Origin of the sequence: Thermosynechococcus sp. TG215 (assembly GCF_031583455.1) — a bacterium.
Lineage (GTDB): Bacteria > Cyanobacteriota > Cyanobacteriia > Thermosynechococcales > Thermosynechococcaceae > Thermosynechococcus.
In genome coordinates this window covers 828,532-846,627 of record NZ_CP134178.1, presented here as the reverse complement: position 1 = coordinate 846,627, position 18,096 = coordinate 828,532, and the positions used below count along the sequence as shown (strand labels likewise).

At 54.7% G+C, this 18,096-nt stretch carries 16 protein-coding genes, 1 tRNA gene and 2 pseudogenes; 14 read left to right on the top strand and 5 right to left on the bottom strand.

From position 1 onward, the window contains the following. Nucleotides 1-22: 22 nt before the first annotated feature. From RHJ02_RS03935 to RHJ02_RS03890, 10 genes and pseudogenes are all read left to right on the top strand, one after another. Nucleotides 23-814 (top strand): FkbM family methyltransferase, encoded by a 792-nt coding sequence (locus tag RHJ02_RS03935; protein WP_310821874.1) that lies wholly within the window; start codon nucleotides 23-25, stop codon nucleotides 812-814. 2 nt (nucleotides 815-816) lie between these two features. Continuing rightward, nucleotides 817-1,935 (top strand): glycosyltransferase family 4 protein, encoded by a 1,119-nt coding sequence (locus RHJ02_RS03930; RefSeq protein ID WP_310800478.1) that lies wholly within the window; start codon nucleotides 817-819, stop codon nucleotides 1,933-1,935. Beyond that, a complete protein-coding gene (locus RHJ02_RS03925; protein WP_310800477.1) occupies nucleotides 1,925-2,659 on the top strand; it encodes a class I SAM-dependent methyltransferase in 735 nt (244 codons plus the stop codon). The genes RHJ02_RS03930 and RHJ02_RS03925 overlap by 11 nt, the downstream gene beginning before the upstream one ends. 96 nt (nucleotides 2,660-2,755) lie before the next feature. Continuing rightward, entirely contained in the window at nucleotides 2,756-3,829 is a 1,074-nt protein-coding gene (locus RHJ02_RS03920; protein WP_310821869.1) for a glycosyltransferase, read from the top strand. A 211-nt stretch (nucleotides 3,830-4,040) separates the two neighbouring features. After that, on the top strand, nucleotides 4,041-5,015 hold the full coding sequence (locus RHJ02_RS03915; protein ID WP_310800475.1) for a glycosyltransferase family 2 protein: 975 nt from the start codon (nucleotides 4,041-4,043) through the stop codon (nucleotides 5,013-5,015). A 208-nt stretch (nucleotides 5,016-5,223) separates the two neighbouring features. Beyond that, the gene (locus RHJ02_RS03910; RefSeq protein ID WP_310800474.1) at nucleotides 5,224-5,847 is read left to right on the top strand and encodes a class I SAM-dependent methyltransferase; all 624 of its coding nucleotides are present in this window, start codon (nucleotides 5,224-5,226) and stop codon (nucleotides 5,845-5,847) included. Nucleotides 5,848-5,889: 42 nt separating this feature from the next. Further along, nucleotides 5,890-6,268, top strand: a pseudogene (locus tag RHJ02_RS03905) (nucleotidyltransferase substrate binding protein). 17 nt (nucleotides 6,269-6,285) lie between these two features. Beyond that, complete coding sequence (locus RHJ02_RS03900) at nucleotides 6,286-6,618, top strand: nucleotidyltransferase domain-containing protein (RefSeq protein WP_310800472.1); 333 nt, start codon at nucleotides 6,286-6,288, stop codon at nucleotides 6,616-6,618. Then, nucleotides 6,606-8,570 (top strand): asparagine synthase (glutamine-hydrolyzing), encoded by a 1,965-nt coding sequence (gene asnB / locus RHJ02_RS03895; RefSeq protein ID WP_310800471.1) that lies wholly within the window; start codon nucleotides 6,606-6,608, stop codon nucleotides 8,568-8,570. The genes RHJ02_RS03900 and asnB overlap by 13 nt, the downstream gene beginning before the upstream one ends. Continuing rightward, nucleotides 8,567-9,832: pseudogene (locus tag RHJ02_RS03890) on the top strand (glycosyltransferase family 4 protein). The gene asnB and the pseudogene RHJ02_RS03890 overlap by 4 nt, the downstream one beginning before the upstream one ends. Before the next feature lie 84 nt (nucleotides 9,833-9,916). Here the strand turns inward: RHJ02_RS03890 and RHJ02_RS03885 are convergent. The 4 genes from RHJ02_RS03885 to RHJ02_RS03870 all read right to left on the bottom strand — a co-directional run bounded on the left by RHJ02_RS03885 (nucleotide 9,917) and on the right by RHJ02_RS03870 (nucleotide 12,923). Continuing rightward, nucleotides 9,917-9,990, bottom strand: a tRNA-Pro gene (locus RHJ02_RS03885). A gap of 38 nt (nucleotides 9,991-10,028) precedes the next feature. Beyond that, on the bottom strand, nucleotides 10,029-10,913 hold the full coding sequence (locus RHJ02_RS03880) for an alpha/beta fold hydrolase (protein WP_310744844.1): 885 nt from the start codon (nucleotides 10,911-10,913) through the stop codon (nucleotides 10,029-10,031). Beyond that, entirely contained in the window at nucleotides 10,914-11,663 is a 750-nt protein-coding gene (locus tag RHJ02_RS03875) for a creatininase family protein (protein WP_310744843.1), read from the bottom strand. Nucleotides 11,664-11,672: 9 nt separating this feature from the next. Next, nucleotides 11,673-12,923, bottom strand: coding sequence for an MFS transporter (locus tag RHJ02_RS03870; protein WP_149820181.1), 1,251 nt, complete (start codon nucleotides 12,921-12,923; stop codon nucleotides 11,673-11,675). Between the two features lie 531 nt (nucleotides 12,924-13,454). On the opposite strand from RHJ02_RS03870, the gene RHJ02_RS03865 reads away from it, so the two are divergent. From RHJ02_RS03865 to RHJ02_RS03850, 4 genes are read left to right on the top strand one after another with little or no spacing between them, the layout of a single operon-like run. Then, nucleotides 13,455-13,847, top strand: a complete 393-nt coding sequence (locus RHJ02_RS03865; protein WP_149820183.1) for a hypothetical protein — start codon at nucleotides 13,455-13,457, stop codon at nucleotides 13,845-13,847. A gap of 11 nt (nucleotides 13,848-13,858) precedes the next feature. Further along, nucleotides 13,859-14,305: a hypothetical protein gene (locus RHJ02_RS03860; protein WP_149820185.1), complete on the top strand. Its 447-nt coding sequence runs from the start codon at nucleotides 13,859-13,861 to the stop codon at nucleotides 14,303-14,305. Between the two features lie 11 nt (nucleotides 14,306-14,316). After that, nucleotides 14,317-14,784, top strand: a complete 468-nt coding sequence (locus RHJ02_RS03855) for a hypothetical protein (protein ID WP_286668631.1) — start codon at nucleotides 14,317-14,319, stop codon at nucleotides 14,782-14,784. An 11-nt stretch (nucleotides 14,785-14,795) separates the two neighbouring features. Beyond that, nucleotides 14,796-15,299 carry a hypothetical protein gene (locus RHJ02_RS03850; RefSeq protein WP_149820187.1) on the top strand — a complete coding sequence of 168 codons (504 nt, stop codon included), beginning with the start codon at nucleotides 14,796-14,798 and terminating at the stop codon, nucleotides 15,297-15,299. A gap of 72 nt (nucleotides 15,300-15,371) precedes the next feature. Here RHJ02_RS03850 and clpB read toward each other — a convergent pair whose 3' ends face one another. Continuing rightward, nucleotides 15,372-17,987 carry an ATP-dependent chaperone ClpB gene (clpB, locus tag RHJ02_RS03845; protein WP_310800470.1) on the bottom strand — a complete coding sequence of 872 codons (2,616 nt, stop codon included), beginning with the start codon at nucleotides 17,985-17,987 and terminating at the stop codon, nucleotides 15,372-15,374. Nucleotides 17,988-18,096 lie beyond the last annotated feature (109 nt).

The following is an 18,096-nucleotide window of genomic DNA, read 5'->3' as shown; positions in this document are numbered from 1 at the left end:
TTGGAATAGCTATATTCGAAAAATGCATGCCAAATGGCACCCAAACACCGAAGTGATTATCGATGACTTCGGTAAAGGGCGAGATTTGAGATTTGCCTGTCGCCTGGGCGAGCACATGGGGAGCCAAATCTATTGGCGTGGCACATATTCCGGCTCGCAGCTCCAAGTGTTGGCTTTATTTTTGCCGCCTGGCGGGGTGTTTATCGATTTGGGTGCCAACCAAGGCGAGTTCACCATTTTCGCGGCAGGTTTGGTTGGCAAGGAAGGGCACGTATTTGCTTTCGAGCCGTCACCCATCATACGAAAACAGCTCTTAAAAAACATTCAGTTGAACGGCTTCGAGCAAGTCAGCATTGAGCCGTTTGCTGTCGCCGACAAGCCCGGCCGTTTGTCCTTGTATTCACCAATCGGTACGTTTGATGATGGCACGATAAACGATGGATTGCCCACCCTGTATCCAAAGGCTAGGGCGGCGGCCAGCACCGCGACAGAAGTTGAGGTGACTACACTGGATGCGTGGCTATGGGAGCGGAACCTAGACCGTGTCGATGTGATCAAGATGGATATCGAAGGTGCAGAATTGCCCGCCTTACAAGGCAGCTTGGGGCTTATCCAGCGTTTTCGGCCTGTGGTGATCATCGAGCTCAACGCCGCCACTTATCGCGCTGCGGGCTATACCATGCAGGATCTGATCGCCTGGCTGTGGGCGCAGAATTACGATATTTTTAAGATTGAGGAAAACGCTGGTCTGTCGCATTTGAATCCCGATCGACTAGCAGCATTTCAAAACCTCCTTGCCCGCCCAAGAGTTTGAATATGCGAGTGCTTTTTTTTATCTCCTCCCTCTCTTCCGGTGGCGCCGAGCGTGTTGTAGCCAATCTTGCAAATTATTGGGCGGAGAAAGGCTGGGAAGTGACTGTTGTCACTTTATCCGATGGCGCGGACGATTTTTATGAACTATTACCTTCAGTGCACAGAATAAAGCTGGGTCTGCAACAAAATAGTGGCAATGTGCTGAAAGGCTTGATCAACAACCTGCGCCGTGTGTCTGCCCTGCGCCGGGTGTTGCGCCAAGTGCAACCGGATGTCGCACTGGGCATGATGGATTTGTCCAATATCCAGCTCGCGTTAGCGGCAACCGGCCTACATGGCTTGGTGACCGTCGGTTCGGAGCGTATCCATCCGCCGCAGATGCCTTTGGGTGTGGTTTGGGAAACCCTGAGATCCTATTTCTATGGACGGTTAGATGCGGTAGTCGCGCTCACCGATGAATCCGCTACTTGGCTGCGTCAAAATACCCGAGCGCGCAAGGTGCCGGTGATCCCGAATGCAGCAAGCTATCCCTTGCCGGCGCAAGCGCCATACATGATGCCGCCGGTCAAGACCGGTAATACAAAACTACTGCTGGCGGTCGGCCGTTTGAGTCGGCAAAAGGGCTTTGATCTCCTGATTGCTGCGTTTCAAGGCTTGGCGGCGGCATTTCCGGATTGGCGTCTAGCCATACTGGGCGAGGGGCCGCTGCGGAACGAACTTGCGGCGCAAATCAAGAATGCCAGGCTGGACGAGCGCATCCTGCTGCCTGGGCGGGTGGGCAATATAGGTGATTGGTACCAAGCGGCGGATCTTTATGTAATGAGTTCCCGCTTTGAGGGATTCAGTAATACCTTGGCTGAGGCTTTGGCTTATGGCTTGCCCGCGGTAAGCTTTGATTGCGATACCGGGCCGCGCGACACCATCCGTCATGAAGTGGATGGCCTGCTGGTGCCGCCTGGCGATGTGGCCGCGTTAAGTGCGGCATTGAGCCGATTGATGGGCGATGAGGCCTTGCGCCAGCGGTTTGCTGCCCGCGCCATCGAGGCACGTGAGCGATTTTCGATGGTTAGCATTGCAGGGATGTGGGAAGCGTTATTTGAGGAATTGCAACATGGAAAATAATCAGGAATCTCGCCTTGGGCGGCTTTATCGGCAAACTTATGAGGCACTTTGCGGCAAACATCCGCACTTGCGTCCTTGGCATTTTCAATGGCTGGATACGGTTTATCTGGTGCGTACCCTAAAGTTGCGGCTGCCGCAATTGACGGGACGGGTGCTGGATGTCGGATGTGGTGACAAGCCTTATCGCCCGCTGTTCGCGCAAGCGACCGAGTATGTCGGAATCGATGTTGCGGGGAGGGAGGCAGATTATATAGTTGCGCCCGATGCGGTGTTTCCGTTTGATGACGCCTCCTTTGATGTGGTGCTTGCGACGCAAGTGGTCGAGCATGTGGAAAACCTACCGCACACGCTGGGGGAGATTTCGCGTGTGTGCAAGCCGGGCGGGATGATTGTGTTGTCGTTTCCGTTTTTGTACAACGAACATGGCTCGCCCTATGATTTTCAACGCTTTACTAAGCATGGTGCAGCGCGTTTGCTGCCGTATGAGGTTCACACGCTGGAATGCCAAGGCGGGTTTGGCAGCACGGTGGTGATTTTGACCTTGAACTGGCTAGAAAATAGCTTCAACGCCAATAAGCTGACTCGGCTGCTTAAGGCGCTGACCCTGCCGCTGTGGATACCGTTTTGTCTGGTTATGAACGGCTTGGGGTTGCTGCTGGATCAAATAGACCGGACGGAGAAGTTTTACAACAATGTGTTTGTGATGTTTCGTAAACTGCTATAACGAAATCGAATGAATTTGTCTTCATTAGATCCTCGGGGGCGATCCCGTATCGCTATTTTTTTACCCTCCCTCACCGGCGGCGGTGCCGAGCGGGTGATGGTGACGCTAGCCAACGGCTTTGCGGCGCGGGGGTACGCCGTCGATCTGGTGCTGGCCAGCGCTGTGGGGCCGTATCTCAAGGATGTTGCGCCCGCCGTGCGGGTGGTGGATTTGCGTGCCGGGCGGGTCATTAAGGCCCTGTGGCCGCTCATACGCTATCTGCGGTGCGAACGGCCGTTGGCGATGCTGTCGGCCATGAACCACGCCAATGTGGTGGCAATTCTGGCCCGGCGGCTTGCGGCAGCCAGCACAAGGCTGGTCGTGTCGGAGCGCACCACCATTAGCGTGCAAGTGGCGCGTGCGCGCGGTCTTTCGGCGCGGGCGGTTTATGCCCTGGTGCCGCGGCTTTATCCCAAGGCGGATGGGATTGTTGCCGTCTCGCGCGATGCGGCGCGCGATCTGGAGCGCTTCGCCAAGCTACCTGCGGGCAGCGTCCGCGCCATCTACAACCCCTTCGATCTCGAACGCATCGCGCAGCTGGCCAATGAGCCGGCGCCCCATCCCTGGCTGGGGCCGGGACAGGCGCCCGTGGTGCTGGCGATCGGCCGCCTGACGGAGGAAAAAAACTTCACCGCGCTGCTGCAGGCCTTTGCCCAGCTCCGCGCACGGAGGGATGCGCGTTTGCTCATCTTGGGCGAAGGCGAATTGCGAGAAGAGCTGGAGCGTCTGGCCCATGCCCTAGGCTTGGGGTCGGATGTGCTGCAGATGCCGGGGTTTGTGGCCAACCCGTTTGCGTATCTCTCGCGAGCCGCGCTGTTCGTCTTGTCCTCGCGCTGGGAGGGGTTGCCGAGTGTGTTGATCGAGGCCATGGCCTGCGGCACGCCGGTGGTGAGCACCGATTGTCCAAGTGGCTCGCGGGAGATTCTGGAAGATGGGCGCTGGGGGCGCCTAGTGCCGGTGGGGGATGTAGAGGCTTTAGCCCGGGCGATGGAGGAAACCCTGACAATGCCGAGAGATCAGTTGCCTGACGTGCGTCAGCGCGCGCAGGACTTCGACCAGACGCAGGCGATCGATGCTTATCTCGATGCAATGGGTTTGCCCCCGTGGGCAGACGAGAAGGGTCGCGAGTGAAAGTCCTGCACATCATCACCAGCCTTTCCGACGGCGGTGCGGGGAGCCGTTTTGTTCCTCATGATGTGGAATGATTTTTAGTGCACATACCATGTCACTGCATTCATAGAAGCAAGAAGGAACTTTTCTAGTTGTCCCAAAAGCACATTGTTCAAGGTGCAAGCTATGTTGTGGCTCAAAATAAAAATATGGTAGTTCTTCGGGGTGTGATGTGATTAGCATTTCGGTTGTTATTCCGCTCTATAACAAGGCTCCTCACATAGATAAAGCGCTGGATAGTGTGCTGGCGCAGACTAGTCCGCCCGATGAGATCATCGTCGTCGATGATGGATCGACGGATGGAGGTGCTGAGCTTGTCGTTCCCTACATCGAAAAACACGGTGTGCGATTGATCCGCCAGGCAAATGCGGGTGTAAGCGCAGCGCGAAACTGCGGCGTCTCCGAATCAAATGCAGAGTACATCGCTTTTCTTGATGCCGATGACTTCTGGCTGGATAAACACTTAGAAATGCTTAGGAAGCTTATCGAATCGTTTCCTGATGCTTCTCTGCTGAGCACTGCTTATGTGCTCGAGCGAGGAGGCAGGCAATATCGCCCGAGTTCTTCATATGAGGATGGTTTCTTTGGCTTGGTTGACGATTTCTTCGTGCGTTATGCACATGGCCTATGCTTGATCAACTCTATAACGGCATGCGCTAAGAAACGGGATCTCTTAGAGATTGGCGGTTTTCCTGTGGGTGTGCGCCGCGGAGAGGACATTGTTTGCTGGATCAATATGGCTCTGAAGTATCCAGTGGCCCATGCGGAAGTGGTGACAGCTGTTTACTACCAAGACGCGGTCAATCGCACCGACCACCGCCTTCGTGAAACCGAGCCACCTGGCTCATTGCAGCACATAGCTGCGCTTTTGAAGACGGACTGGCTGACCGATGAGCAGCGTAAGGGGCTTGCGTTGCTCTTTGACCGCATCGCATTTTTCACCGCGGCAGGCTTTCGCGCCCAAGGGGATTGGGCGGGGCTTGCGGCTATCCGCCGGCTGGCCTGGGCCACGGGGCGATATCGCGTAGGGATGCTAGCCGCGGCGTTGCACTGGACGCCGGCCTTACTGCTACGGGCAGCGAAAACAATTCGGCATCCGCGCGTCAGGAGGAAGGCAGCTTGTGTACGAACGAAAGCAGGTGGGTAACAGATAGATCATGTGTGTGTGCAATAGAAACTGATTTGACAACTTTGAGAACTCACTTCGCGTTTGGGAAAAACTGGGCTGCCTATGCCGAGAAGGTGACGGCGGCCGAGATTGCGGAGGCCGAACGAGGGCTGATCCGCTTGCTGGGGTCAGACCGCCTGGACGGACAGCGCTTTCTCGATATCGGCTGCAGGTCGGGGAGGTGGTGGTGGTGGACCTCGACCCCGATAGTGTAGCCACCACCCAAGCGCTGCTCGATCGGTATGCCCCTCGGGGAGCCGCCTTTCGTGTGGAGGTGGTTAGCGTGTTCGATCTGCATCCTGAGGCGATGGGCGCCTTCGATACGGTCTATTCTTGGGGTGTGCTGCACCACACCGGGGACATGGAGCGCGCCATTCAGTGTGCTGCGGCCATGGTAGGGAAAGAAGGCCGGTTTGCGTTTGCCCTGTACCGGCGGGTGTGGATGGATCCCTTCTGGCGGTGGGAGAAACGTTGGTATGCGCATGCGTCCCAAGAGGTGCAGCGCCGCGCCCGCGCCATCTACGTGGCCTTGTCTCGCTTGCGCTTTGCGGTCACGGGCAGAAGTTTCACCCGATATGTCAATGAGTACCGTTCCAAGCGCGGGATGGATTTCCACCATGACGTGCATGACTGGCTGGGTGGCTGGCTCTACGAGTCGATCTCGCCTGAAGAGGTCGAGCGGCAGATGAAGATGTTGGGCTTCCGTGCGGAGCGGGTTCTGGCCAGGCCGGGGCAGTTGTGGGGGCGCAACCCTGGGTTCTTCGGCTCGGGCTGTGACGAGTACGTATACCGCCGACAGGGGGTGTTGTAGGTACGCTACCGAGTGGATTGACGTTACATGGGGAGCCGAGCAATGACAGATCCCGACATTCGCTGGAAAGAGCGCTTCGACAACTTTCAGCGGGCCTTGCGCCAGCTCACGGCAGCGGTGGGTCTGTCTCGTGTGCGCCCTCTGTCGGATTTAGAGCGGCAGGGGTTGATCCAGGGGTTCGAGTTCACCCATGAGCTTGCTTGGAATGTACTCGAGGACTATTCACGCAGCACAGTGCGCGAGGCCTTCAAGCACGGGCTGATCGAGGTTGGGGAGGTGTGGATGGACATGTATCGACAAGCGCAGCCTCTCCAGCCACACCTACAACGAGGCGATCGCACTGGCGGTGGCGCAGGCGGTGGTGGAGCGTTACCACTCGGTGTTCCTGAACCTCGGACGTCGCCTTTCGGAACTTACATGAGTGAGGAGGACTAGAGCTTGCCAGCCGCCACCATAGCGGCCATCCGCGCTATCTTAGAACAGGAACCCAAGGTGGAAAAGGCCATCCTGTTCGGTTCCCGCGCCAAGGGCATGCACCTGCCGGGGTCGGATATTGATCTGACCTTGGTGGGTGAGGGGCTGTATATCGACACCCTAGGGCGGCTGGGGTACGCCTTTGAAGAGTCTTCAATCCCGTATCAGGTGGATTTGGTTTGGCTTGCGACGGTGGATCATCCGCCCTTGCTTGAGCATATTGAGCGGCTAGGACAACTTTTGTACGAACGAAAGCCGGTGAGTAGCAGACAGGACATGAATCCATGTGCGGATTAACTGGTTTCTGGTACAAAGACGGTGTAGCGTGGGATGAGGCAGCAGCCATTGCCCGCCGCATGGCCGACACTCTGATTCACCGCGGTCCTGATGATGCGGGGGTGTGGGTGGATGAGGCAGTTGGCATCGCCTTGGCGCACCGGCGGCTTGCTATCCTAGACCTTTCGCCGGCGGGTCATCAGCCAATGGTGTCACCCTCTGAACGTTTTGTCATTGCTTTCAACGGCGAGATCTATAACCATTTGGCTCTGCGCAAGGAACTTGAAAAAACCGATGCTGGCAGTGCCTATTGGCGTGGCCATTCGGATACCGAAACCCTGCTGGCGGCCTGCGAGGCTTGGGGTGTGGAGGAGGCACTGAAGCGCAGTGTCGGTATGTTTGCTCTTGCCCTCTGGGATCGCAAGACTCGTACATTAACCCTAGCTAGAGATCGCATGGGGGAAAAACCTCTCTATTATGGCTGGGTCAAGGGGACACTGGTGTTCGGCTCGGAGCTGAAGGCAATCCGTACCTTTCCCGGTTTTGACCATAGCATTGAGCGGCGGGCACTCGCACTTTTGCTGCGCTACAACTACATTCCCACACCGTGGAGCATCTATGAGGGCATCTGGAAGCTGCCGCCAGGGTGCTATGTACAGTTTGCTGCAGGCTCCTTGCCCATTGGCAGCCGCGGCGACATCCGAACCTACTGGTCGCTGCGGAAAGTGGCGCAGTGGGGGTTGCATCATCCCTTCAAAGGATCAGCGCAAGACGCCATCGACGAACTGGAAGGGCTTGTCCGCAGTGCGGTGGCGGGGCAGATGGTGGCTGATGTGCCCTTGGGGGCGTTCCTTTCGGGGGGAATCGATTCTTCCACCGTGGTGGCGCTCATGCAGGCTCAAAGCCCACAGCCAGTGAAGACCTTTACCATTGGCTTTCATGAGGGCGACTACAACGAGGCCGAGCACGCCAAAGCGGTGGCGCGGCACTTGGGCACGGAGCATACGGAACTGTATGTGACGCCCAAAGACGCAATGGCGGTGATTCCACGGCTGCCCGCACTCTATGACGAGCCCTTTGCCGATTCATCCCAAATTCCCACTTTTTTGGTCTCTGAGCTGACCCGCCAGCAGGTGACGGTGAGCCTGTCGGGGGATGGCGGCGATGAGCTCTTTGGCGGCTACACCCGCTATTTCTGGACCCGGCGGTTGTGGCGGCGCCTGGCGATGGTGCCACGCCCACTGCGGCAGCTGGCGGCATCTGGGGTGCGGGCGCTTTCCCCCGCGGCGTGGAACAGGCTGTATGGGTTCGCAGCGCCCTTGTTGCCGCACCGCCTGCGCTTTCGGCTGCCTGGTGATAAACTGCATAAGGCAGCACGGTTATTTTCAGTGCGCCGCCCGGAGGAAATCTATCTGCGCCTAGTCTCCCACTGGGAGTCTCCCACCGAAATCGTGCTAGGTGTGACAGCAGAGCCACCCACCCCCCTTACTGATCCAGCCGCTTGGCTTGAGGATTGCGATTTTGAGCAGCACATGCTGTATCTTGATAGCATCACCTATCTTCCCGATGACATCCTAGTCAAGGTGGATCGGGCGGCGATGGGGGTGAGCTTGGAAACACGCGTGCCACTTTTGGATCACCGTGTGGTAGAGTTTGCTTGGCAGCTGCCGTTGGCAATGAAAATCCGTGGAGGTCAGAGCAAATGGCTGCTGCGGCAGGTGCTTTACCGCTATGTCCCCAAGGAACTCATCGAGCGGCCCAAAATGGGCTTTGGCGTGCCCATCGAACACTGGTTGCGTGGACCCTTGCGGGAATGGGCGGAGGATTTGCTTTCGGAGGCGCGGTTGAAACGGGAGGGTTTCCTAGCACCAGCACCGATCCGGCAACGCTGGCAAGAGCATCTCTGCGGCCAGCGCAATTGGGTGCATTATTTGTGGGATGTGCTGATGTGGCAGGCGTGGCTGCAACAATGATCGGTTACTTTAGATCCGATAGACTGCTTGGCTGGGTTTTCCCGGCAGCAATGCGCGGAAGCAATACCTCACACACAACAGTGGCAGAGGAAGATGCAGCTGAGGGGGGTGCGCCCAGAAAAGAGGCCTTCAAGGTTGCCCTGATCAGCAATGCCGCCTATTCCGTGATCAATTTTCGTCTGCCATTGATCGCGGAGTTGGTGCACAGGGGGTGCACCGTCGATGTCTTGGCGCCCACTTGGTCTCAACAAGAACGGCAAAAAGTGGAGAGTTTGGGTGCCCAGTGCCTTTGTTACCCCTTGGAACGCAAGAGTTTGAACCCCTTGGGTCATCTGCGAACATTCCTGAAGCTGGTGGGCATCTTTCGTACCAACCGTTACGATGCCTTGCTGAGTTACACGGCCCAGGCCAATGTTTGGGGAACCCTAGCCGCAGCCTGGGCAGGGGTACCGCGGCGGGTGGCGATGGTGGAAGGGTTGGGCTATGCTTTTACGGCTGATCCTGAGGGACGCAGTCCACTCAAGCGCAGGGTTTTATCCTGGGTGCTGACGCAACTGTATCGCTTGGCATTCCCCTTGGCGCATCGGGTTGTGGTGCAAAACCCGGACGATTTATGTTTGTTGCAAAAAATCTGCGGCTTACCAGCCGAGAAATTTCAATTGATACTGGGCACGGGTGTCGCGCTGGACGAGTGGCCCATGCAGCCTGCGCACCTGCAGCCATTGACTTTTACCATGGTGGCGCGGCTGCTGCGCGAAAAGGGGGTCATGGAGTTTCTGGCCGCCGCCCGGCAGGTAAAGGGGGAGTATCCGTTGATCCGCTTTTGTTTACTGGGCTCCTTGGATGACAATCCTGGCGGCTTGTCGACTGCAGATTTACAGCCTTGGCTGGAGGATGGCACGGTGGAATGGCCTGGAGCAGTAGATGTCAAGCCTTGGCTGGCGCAGACCAGTGTATTTGTGCTGCCTTCTTATTATCGGGAAGGGGTGCCGCGCAGCACCTAGGAGGCCATGGCCATAGGGCGGCCAGTCATTACCACTGATGCACCCGGCTGCCGCGAGACGGTCATCGATGGTGTCAATGGATTCTTGGTACCACCGCGGGATGTTGCAGCACTGGCAAACGCTATACGTCGCTTCATTGAACAACCCGAGCTCATTCCATCCATGGGGCGCGCAAGTCGGCGTCTGGCGGAGGAGCGGTTTGATGTGGGGCGGGTCAATGGGGTATTGCTGCCACTGTTGGGTGTGGAAAATGGGTGATGAGTTTTGAAAGCCATGCCCTGAGGCGTGTACAATAAGCCCCAGAGCTGTATCACGCGGCAGCTGGGGATTGCTAACAATGAATCGGAGCGGCGGGATTTGAACCCACGACCCCCACTACCCCAAAGTGGTGCGCTACCAAGCTGCGCTACGCCCCGTTAAGCTTTACCAGTATAACACGAGTTCAGAGAACATCCTAGTCAGTGATGGAAATTTTGCGCAACCATTTCAGACTGTGGGCATTCACCTGCTCAGGTGCTTCATCTTGAGGGCAATGGCCCACCTCTGGTAAGGCGACAAACTCCTGCACACAGGGAAATTGAGCTAGCTTCTGCCCTTCATCAATGGGTTCCCAAGGGTCGGCGGCACCCCACAGAAAATAGGTGGGGCAGGTAATCTGGGGTAGCAGGTCTTCGGGTAAGGGACCTTGGGAATAGCGAACAAAGGCTAAGAAGACCTCGGCAGCCCCCACGTCTTGGGCAGGGGTGAGTAATATCTCTACCAGTTCATCGGTGACGGCGGCAGTGTTGGCATAGGCTTGGTGGAGAATACGGCGCACAGTACGGGGTTGGGCAATTTGGCGGAAAAAGTAGGTGCCAAGGGTGCGATTGCCTAAAAGTTGCTGGAGTAGGCTGGTTCCCCAACGGCGGTACCAAGGGAGTTGCGATCGCTTGCGATCGTGGAGCTGACGCAAAGAGCAGTTCAGCAGGATCAGTTGACTGACCCATGCAGGCTGGAAAACAGCGGCCTGTAAAGCAACGACGCAGCCAATGGAGTTGCCGATTAAAACCGTGGGCTGACCAATGACCTCGCGGCAAAAGTCTAGAACCAAGGTTGCCCACGTCTCAAATGTATAGGGGATGACCGAGGGAGCGGGTTTGGCGGAGCCACCAAAGCCCAGTAAATCAATGGCATAGACTTGATGGTGAGCTGCGAGGGCAGGGATGTTTTTGCGCCAATGCAAGCTAGAGGCACCAAAGCCGTGAATCAGGAGTAGGGGGATGCCCTGAGTCCCTTGATGCCGATAGAGAATCGGGTAACCGTGCCAATGCCACGTTTGAGCTGGGAGAGAGAAAGTCATTTAGTCGGCTTGCAGAAATTGACGGTAGCGATCGCTCAACTCCTGAACAGCCCGCTCATAGAATTGCTGTCCATGCTCAGGGGTGGCCAAGCTGGAATCTGCCCCCATACGACCATCGGGATAACGGCGGCGAAAATCTGCGGCACCGTAGATGGCATGACTGGTGTTGACTTCGGGATTGAGGGGAACGCGTTTAATGGCCTCTGGATAGAGAAATTGGGTCACCGCCACTTCACTGGGGGTGGCATGGGAACCCTCGCGATCGCCATACAATTCCCGTGCTAGTTGCATCACTGAGGAACACATAAACCAATTGGCCAACTCACAGCGCACCTGATCCGCCTCGGGAATGTGCAAATCGGCTAAGACTGCATAGGTTTCCGCAAAGGCCGCCTTCACTGTCGCGATATTGCCGCCATGACCATTAATAAGAAAGAAACGTTGAAAGCCTGCCCGTACCAAGCTCACTAAATAGTCGCGAATGACGAAAATCAAGGTACTAGGACGCAAACTAATCGTGCCGGGGAAAGCCGTATGGTGTAAGGCCATGCCCACGGAAATTGTCGGGGCAACAAGGGCATGAGTTGCTTCTCCTACCCCTTTGGCGATCGCCTCGGCACAGAGGGCATCAGTACCAATGAGACCCATAGGGCCATGCTGCTCCGTGGAGCCAATGGGAATAATCATCCCCTTGGAAGTGTTGAGATAGGCTTCGACCTCTGGCCAAGTACTCAAGTGTAGTAGGGGCATTCCTGTCTCCTAAATCGCATCCTCAAGAACGGCTCGTGTATTCCGCCATGCCCAAATGCCCGCGATCGCCACCACGCCCCCCATCCCCACCATGACCACTGTGAGGCCAAGGAAGTCCGAAAGAATCCCGGCGATCGCCAAGGGCACACTGAGGGCAATATTGACAATGTTATTTTGGAAGCCAAAGACCTTACCCCGCATCGTCGCCGGCGTCCGAACTTGAATGAGGGTCTGCATGGGAATACCAATTAAAGATGCCCCCATTCCCAGCAAAATACTTAAGCCCAGACCCACCCACAGATGATGCACAAAGGCAAAGACCAGCAGGACGGCTGCCATCACCAAAAAGCCAATCAAAGGCAGCGGTCGGTGATGCAATTTTTCCCCCCATTGGCCCAAAACCCCCGCCCCTAAAATTAACCCCAGCCCTGCGGCGGCCAAGAGAAAGCCAAACTGATTAGGACGCAGGCCAATTTCTTGGGCTAAACTGACGGCCAACACCGTCAAGGCGGCAAAGACACAATAGAGGATCGTTAACTGGAGCATGGCATTCCCCAAGAGGCGATTTTTGCGCACGTAGTGAAACCCCTCCTGCAAGTCCTGCCATACATTGAGGTGGCGATCGCGCTCATGAACTGCTTCTCGGTAGCGAATCGAGGCTAAAACCAATCCCGCCATAACGTACAGCGCACCGACAACGACTTCACGGGCATAGACACCCCCTATGGCCACAGCACCACTCAGCAATGGCTCACCGATGGCAAACCCCACTACAAGTGACCCCATCATTGTTGTGATAAAGAGGGCATTCGCTGAGAGCAGATTTTCCTCCTTCACTAGCAGGGGAATCGCCGCCTGTTCTGCCGGGGCAAAGAATTGCGTAAGAATGGACTCAGAAAAGGCAATCAGGAGCAGCAGCGTAAACCGCTTCGGAATAAAGATCAGAGCAAAAACCAGTAGCCCGCGCAGAATATTGGTAATGCTCATTAGCTCCCGCTTCGGGTAGCGATCCACAAAGGTGCCCGCCGTTGAACCAAAGAAGACCGCTGGTAGCGTATTGGCAATCATTACGGCTGAGGCCTTAGAGCCGGGCAGTTCATAGCTGGCGTCATAGGAAACCGCCAGTGTAATTAGGAGGACGAGAAAAATTTTGTCCGCCAGTTGGGAGATGATTTGACCGCCCCATAACTTGAGGAAATTCTTGTTCCGCATCAGAGCAGCAAACCCTTCTGGACGGGGCTTGGGACCAGAACTTACCATTGCTGTTGCTCACTGACCATGAACACAAGTTTCCTCACCGTTACCAAAGATTGGGGCTGGCAGTCTGAATCCAATATACCGTCAGACCCTTGCCGGCGTTTGCCCTGTCTCTGTATCCTTTGAGGTTCGTTTTGGGCATTCTGAGGAGTACAGGTCGCAAAAATCACCAGATAGGAGGAAGTAAAAATACGAAAAATCACCCTTGCCTGTGTAGCATATAACACCCTACCATCTGAGAGTTAATAACCATTTAATTTTCTGCCAATAAGAAATTATCGTTTTAGAAGCAGAACTAAATCATCGTCGCAATCTGGCTTGGCTGGAGGAGCAATTGGGAAATACCAAGGAGGCGATCGCCAGCCTGACGATGGTACTGAAGCACGTCAGTTTATTGCAGACACATTACCCCAGACTTGGCTATAACTCGGCTTCCCAGCCAACCACCAAAATTATTCGGCATTTATGGAGACGTTAAAAACGGAAATTGCTGGGTCACTCTAGAATAAACTTAAGTCCCCTTGAACTCCACCCATGAGTGAACCCGTCACCCAATCGCAACTGACAGAAGTCCTCGAGACCATGAAAGCCATGCAGTCGCAACTGGCGGAACTTACCCTTGAGGTGAAAGTCGGTCACGCGGAAATCCGTGAGAAATTTAACACGATTGATCAAAAATTCCAGACTCTGGAGGCCAAGTTTGAAGAGAAACTGAACACGCTGGAAGCAAAATTTGATGAGAAATTCAACACCATAGAAGCCAAAATCGAGGCGGTTCGCTTGGAAGTGCAAACCAATCGTGAGCAGTTAGTGGACTTAGGGAAGCGTCAAGGTTCAACGGAAAACCGCCTTTGGGCACTATTAGTGGCGCTCTTTTTGATGGTGGCGGGACTATTGGCCAAGATTACCCTGTTTGACCAAGTCTAAGGATGAGCAGCATGAGTGAACCCGTCACCCAATCGCAACTGACAGAAGTCCTCGAGACCATGAAAGCCATGCAGTCGCAACTGGCGGAACTTACCCTTGAGGTGAAAGTCGGTCACGCGGAAATCCGTGAGAAATTCAATACGATTGATCAAAAATTCCAGACTCTGGAGGCCAAGTTTGAAGAGAAACTGAACACGCTGGAAGCCAAGTTTGAAGAGAAGCTGAACACGCTAGAAGCAAAATTTGACGAGAAGTTTAACACGATTGACGAGAAATTCAACACCATAGAAGCCAAAATCGAGGCGGTTCGCTTGGAAGTGCAAACCAATCGCGAGCAGTTAGTGGACTTAGGGAAGCGTCAAGGTTCAACGGAAAACCGCCTCTGGGCACTGCTAGTGGCGCTCTTTTTGATGGTGGCGGGACTATTGGCCAAGATTACCCTGTTTGACCAAGTCTAAGGATGAGCAGCATGAGTGAACCCGTCACCCAGTCTCAATTCGCAGAAGTCCTCGAGACCATGAAGGCTATGCAGTCCCAACTGGCGGAACTTACCCTTGAGGTGAAAGTCGGTCACGCGGAAATCCGTGAGAAATTCAATACGATTGATCAAAAGTTCCAGATAGTAGATGAGAAATTGAATGCTATAGAAGTCAGATTTGAAGAAAAGTTCAACACACTAGAAGCCAAGTTTGAAGAGAAGCTGAACACGCTGGAAGCCAAGTTTGAAGAGAAGTTTAACACGATTGACGAGAAATTCAACACCATAGAAGCCAAAATCGAGGCGGTTCGCTTGGAAGTGCAAACCAATCGCGAGCAGTTAGTGGACTTAGGGAAGCGTCAAGGTTCAACGGAAAATCGCCTTTGGGCACTGCTAGTGGCACTCTTTTTGATGGTGGCGGGACTATTGGCCAAGATTACCCTGTTTGACCAAGTCTAAGGATGAGCAGCATGAGTGAACCCGTCACCCAGTCTCAATTCGCAGAAGTCCTCGAGACCATGAAGGCCATGCAGTCCCAACTGGCGGAACTTACCCTTGAGGTGAAAGTCGGTCACGCGGAAATCCGTGAGAAATTCAATACGATTGATCAAAAGTTCCAGATAGTAGATGAGAAATTGAATGCTATAGAAGTCAGATTTGAAGAAAAGTTCAACACACTAGAAGCCAAGTTTGAAGAGAAACTGAACACACTAGAAGCCAAGTTTGAAGAGAAGCTGAACACGCTAGAAGCAAAATTTGACGAGAAGTTTAACACGATTGACGAGAAATTCAACACCATAGAAGCCAAAATCGAGGCGGTTCGCTTGGAAGTGCAAACCAATCGCGAGCAGTTAGTGGACTTAGGGAAGCGTCAAGGTTCAACGGAAAATCGCCTTTGGGCACTGCTAGTGGCACTCTTTTTGATGGTGGCAGGACTGTTGGCCAAGATTACCCTGTTTGACCGAGGCTACTAAAACGCTTGGTCAAAAAAAGAGGGCTGAGGGGAAAGCCCCAACCCAACCCTCTTGAATCAGTTTTAGTTGCACCTAAACAGTTGCCAGTTCCGCTTGACGCTGGAAGCTGAGGCGTTCGTTCTCGCCCACATCCACCAGAATCGTATCGCCATCGAAGAAGTCGCCCCGTAGGATAGCTTTGGCAATGGGGGTTTCCAGTTGTTTCTGGATGGCACGTTTCAGCGGACGGGCACCATAGACGGGGTCGTAACCCACTTCGGCCAAAAAGTCGATCGCCTTCTCTGTGAGGGACAAGGTAATGTGGCGATCGCTCAAGCGTTGCTGCAACCGCTGCACCTGCAATTGAACAATTTGCCGCAATTGATCCTTGCGCAGGCTGTGGAAGATGATAAATTCATCCACGCGGTTGAGGAATTCAGGGCGGAAGTGGGCGCGCATTGCCTCCATGACGCGATTGTACATTTCCCCGTAGCGGCTGTCATCGCCGGCCACATCAAGGATGTACTGAGAACCAATGTTGCTGGTCATGATGATGATGGTGTTCTTGAAGTCCACCGTCCGCCCTTGGGCATCAGTGACACGGCCATCATCGAGAATTTGCAGGAAGATGTTGAAGACATCGGGATGGGCTTTCTCGATCTCATCGAAGAGAACCACGGCATAGGGACGGCGGCGAATGGCTTCTGTGAGTTGACCGCCTTCGTCATAGCCCACATAACCGGGGGGCGCCCCAATTAACCGCGATACGGCGTGTTTCTCCATGTACTCCGACATGTCAATCCGCACCATCGCCTCTTCGGTGTCGAACATGAAGGCCGCCAAGGCTTTGGCCAATTCCGTTTTACCGACACCCGTTGGCCCAAGGAAGATGAAGCTGGCAATGGGACGGTTGGGATCCGCTAGTCCGGCACGGGAGCGCTGAATGGCTTCTGCCACTGCGGTGACGGCCTCATCTTGACCGACAACCCGCTTGTGCAGCTCTTCTTCGAGGTGCAGCAGTTTTTGGGCTTCCGACTCCACCAGTTTGCTGACAGGGATGCCCGTCCACTTGGAGATGATTTCAGCAATGTCGGCCTCGGTCACTTCATCCCGCAGCAGAGAGCGACCCCCCACTTGAATCTCCCGCAGTTTGGCTTCGGCTGCCGCCAGTTGTTTGTGGAGTTCTGTGAGTTTGCCGTACTTCAGTTCAGCGGCACGGTTGAGGTCGTAGTTGCGCTCCGCTTGCTGGATCTCGATGTTGACTTTTTCGATTTCTTCTTTGATGGCTTGGAGACGGTCAATGACCTCTTTTTCTGCTTGCCACTGGGCATTGAGGCGGCTTTGCTCCTCCTTGAGATCCGCTAGCTCTTTTTCCAGTTTCTCAAGGCGATCGCGCGAAGCTGCCGAGGTTTCTTTTTGCAAGGAGAGCCGCTCCATTTCCAGCTGCAGGATTTTGCGGTCAATCTCATCCAGTTCCTCCGGCTTGGAGGTAATCTCCATTTTCAGTTTCGCGGCGGCTTCATCGACCAAGTCAATGGCTTTATCGGGCAAGAAGCGATCGCTAATGTAGCGGGTTGAGAGCGTAGCTGCTGCCACCAAGGCGGTATCGGAAATTTTCACGCCATGGTGGATCTCATAGCGTTCCTTGAGACCCCGCAAAATCGAGATCGTGTCCTCAACGCTGGGCTGATCCACATAGACCTGCTGGAAGCGCCGCTCTAAGGCTGCATCCTTTTCAATGTACTTGCGGTACTCATCAAGGGTGGTGGCACCAATACAGCGCAGTTCCCCCCGCGCCAACATCGGTTTGAGCAGGTTGCCGGCATCCATCGCCCCTTGGGTTGCCCCGGCACCAACGACAGTGTGGATTTCATCAATAAAGAGGATGATTTGGCCGTTGGAGTCGGTGACCTCCTTGAGAACTGCTTTGAGGCGCTCTTCAAATTCACCGCGATACTTGGCACCGGCAATCAAGGCACCCATGTCGAGAGCAATCAACTGGCGATCGCGCAGGGAATCAGGCACATCCCCCGCCACAATCCGCTGTGCCAAGCCTTCAGCAATGGCGGTTTTACCAACGCCGGGTTCACCAATGAGCACTGGGTTATTTTTGGTACGGCGGGAAAGAATCTGAATCACACGGCGAATTTCATCATCACGGCCAATGACGGGATCCAGTTTCCCTTGACGAGCCAAGAGCGTCAGATCACGGCCATATTTTTCCAGCGCCGCATATTTGCCCTCTGGGTTTTGATCCGTCACTTTTTGGGAGCCGCGAATTTGCTGAATCGCTTCCCGTAGGGCTTTTTCGCTCAGGCCGACCTCCTGAAGAAGTTTTTTGCCAAAGCGATCGTCTTGGGCAAAGGCCAATACCAAGTGCTCAATCGAGATAAACTCATCGCCAAACTGTTTGCGTGCCTCTTCGGCGCGATCGAGGAGCTTGTCAAGGCTCTGTCCTAGATAGACGCCACTGGGATTACTGATTTTCGGCTGACGGTTAATGAATTCATCGGTGAGATCGCGAATGCGCTGCACCGAACAGCCAGCTTTTTGGAAAATTTGTGTCGCTAGACCCTCTTGCTCGAGCAGCGATTTCATCAGGTGTTCACTTTCGAGATTCTGGTGCTGTGCCTGCTTGGCTAGATCTGGTGTGCGGGCGATCGCGGCCCATGCTTTTTCGGTAAATTGATTTGGATTGGATGGTTGCATAGCTGACCCTTTGACCCCTTTTTCCAGTTTTTAACTATTTATATTGTATGAATTGCAAGAAAAACGCTTTTTCGGACTTCCCTACTCTACAGGTAGAATTAGCCACCCA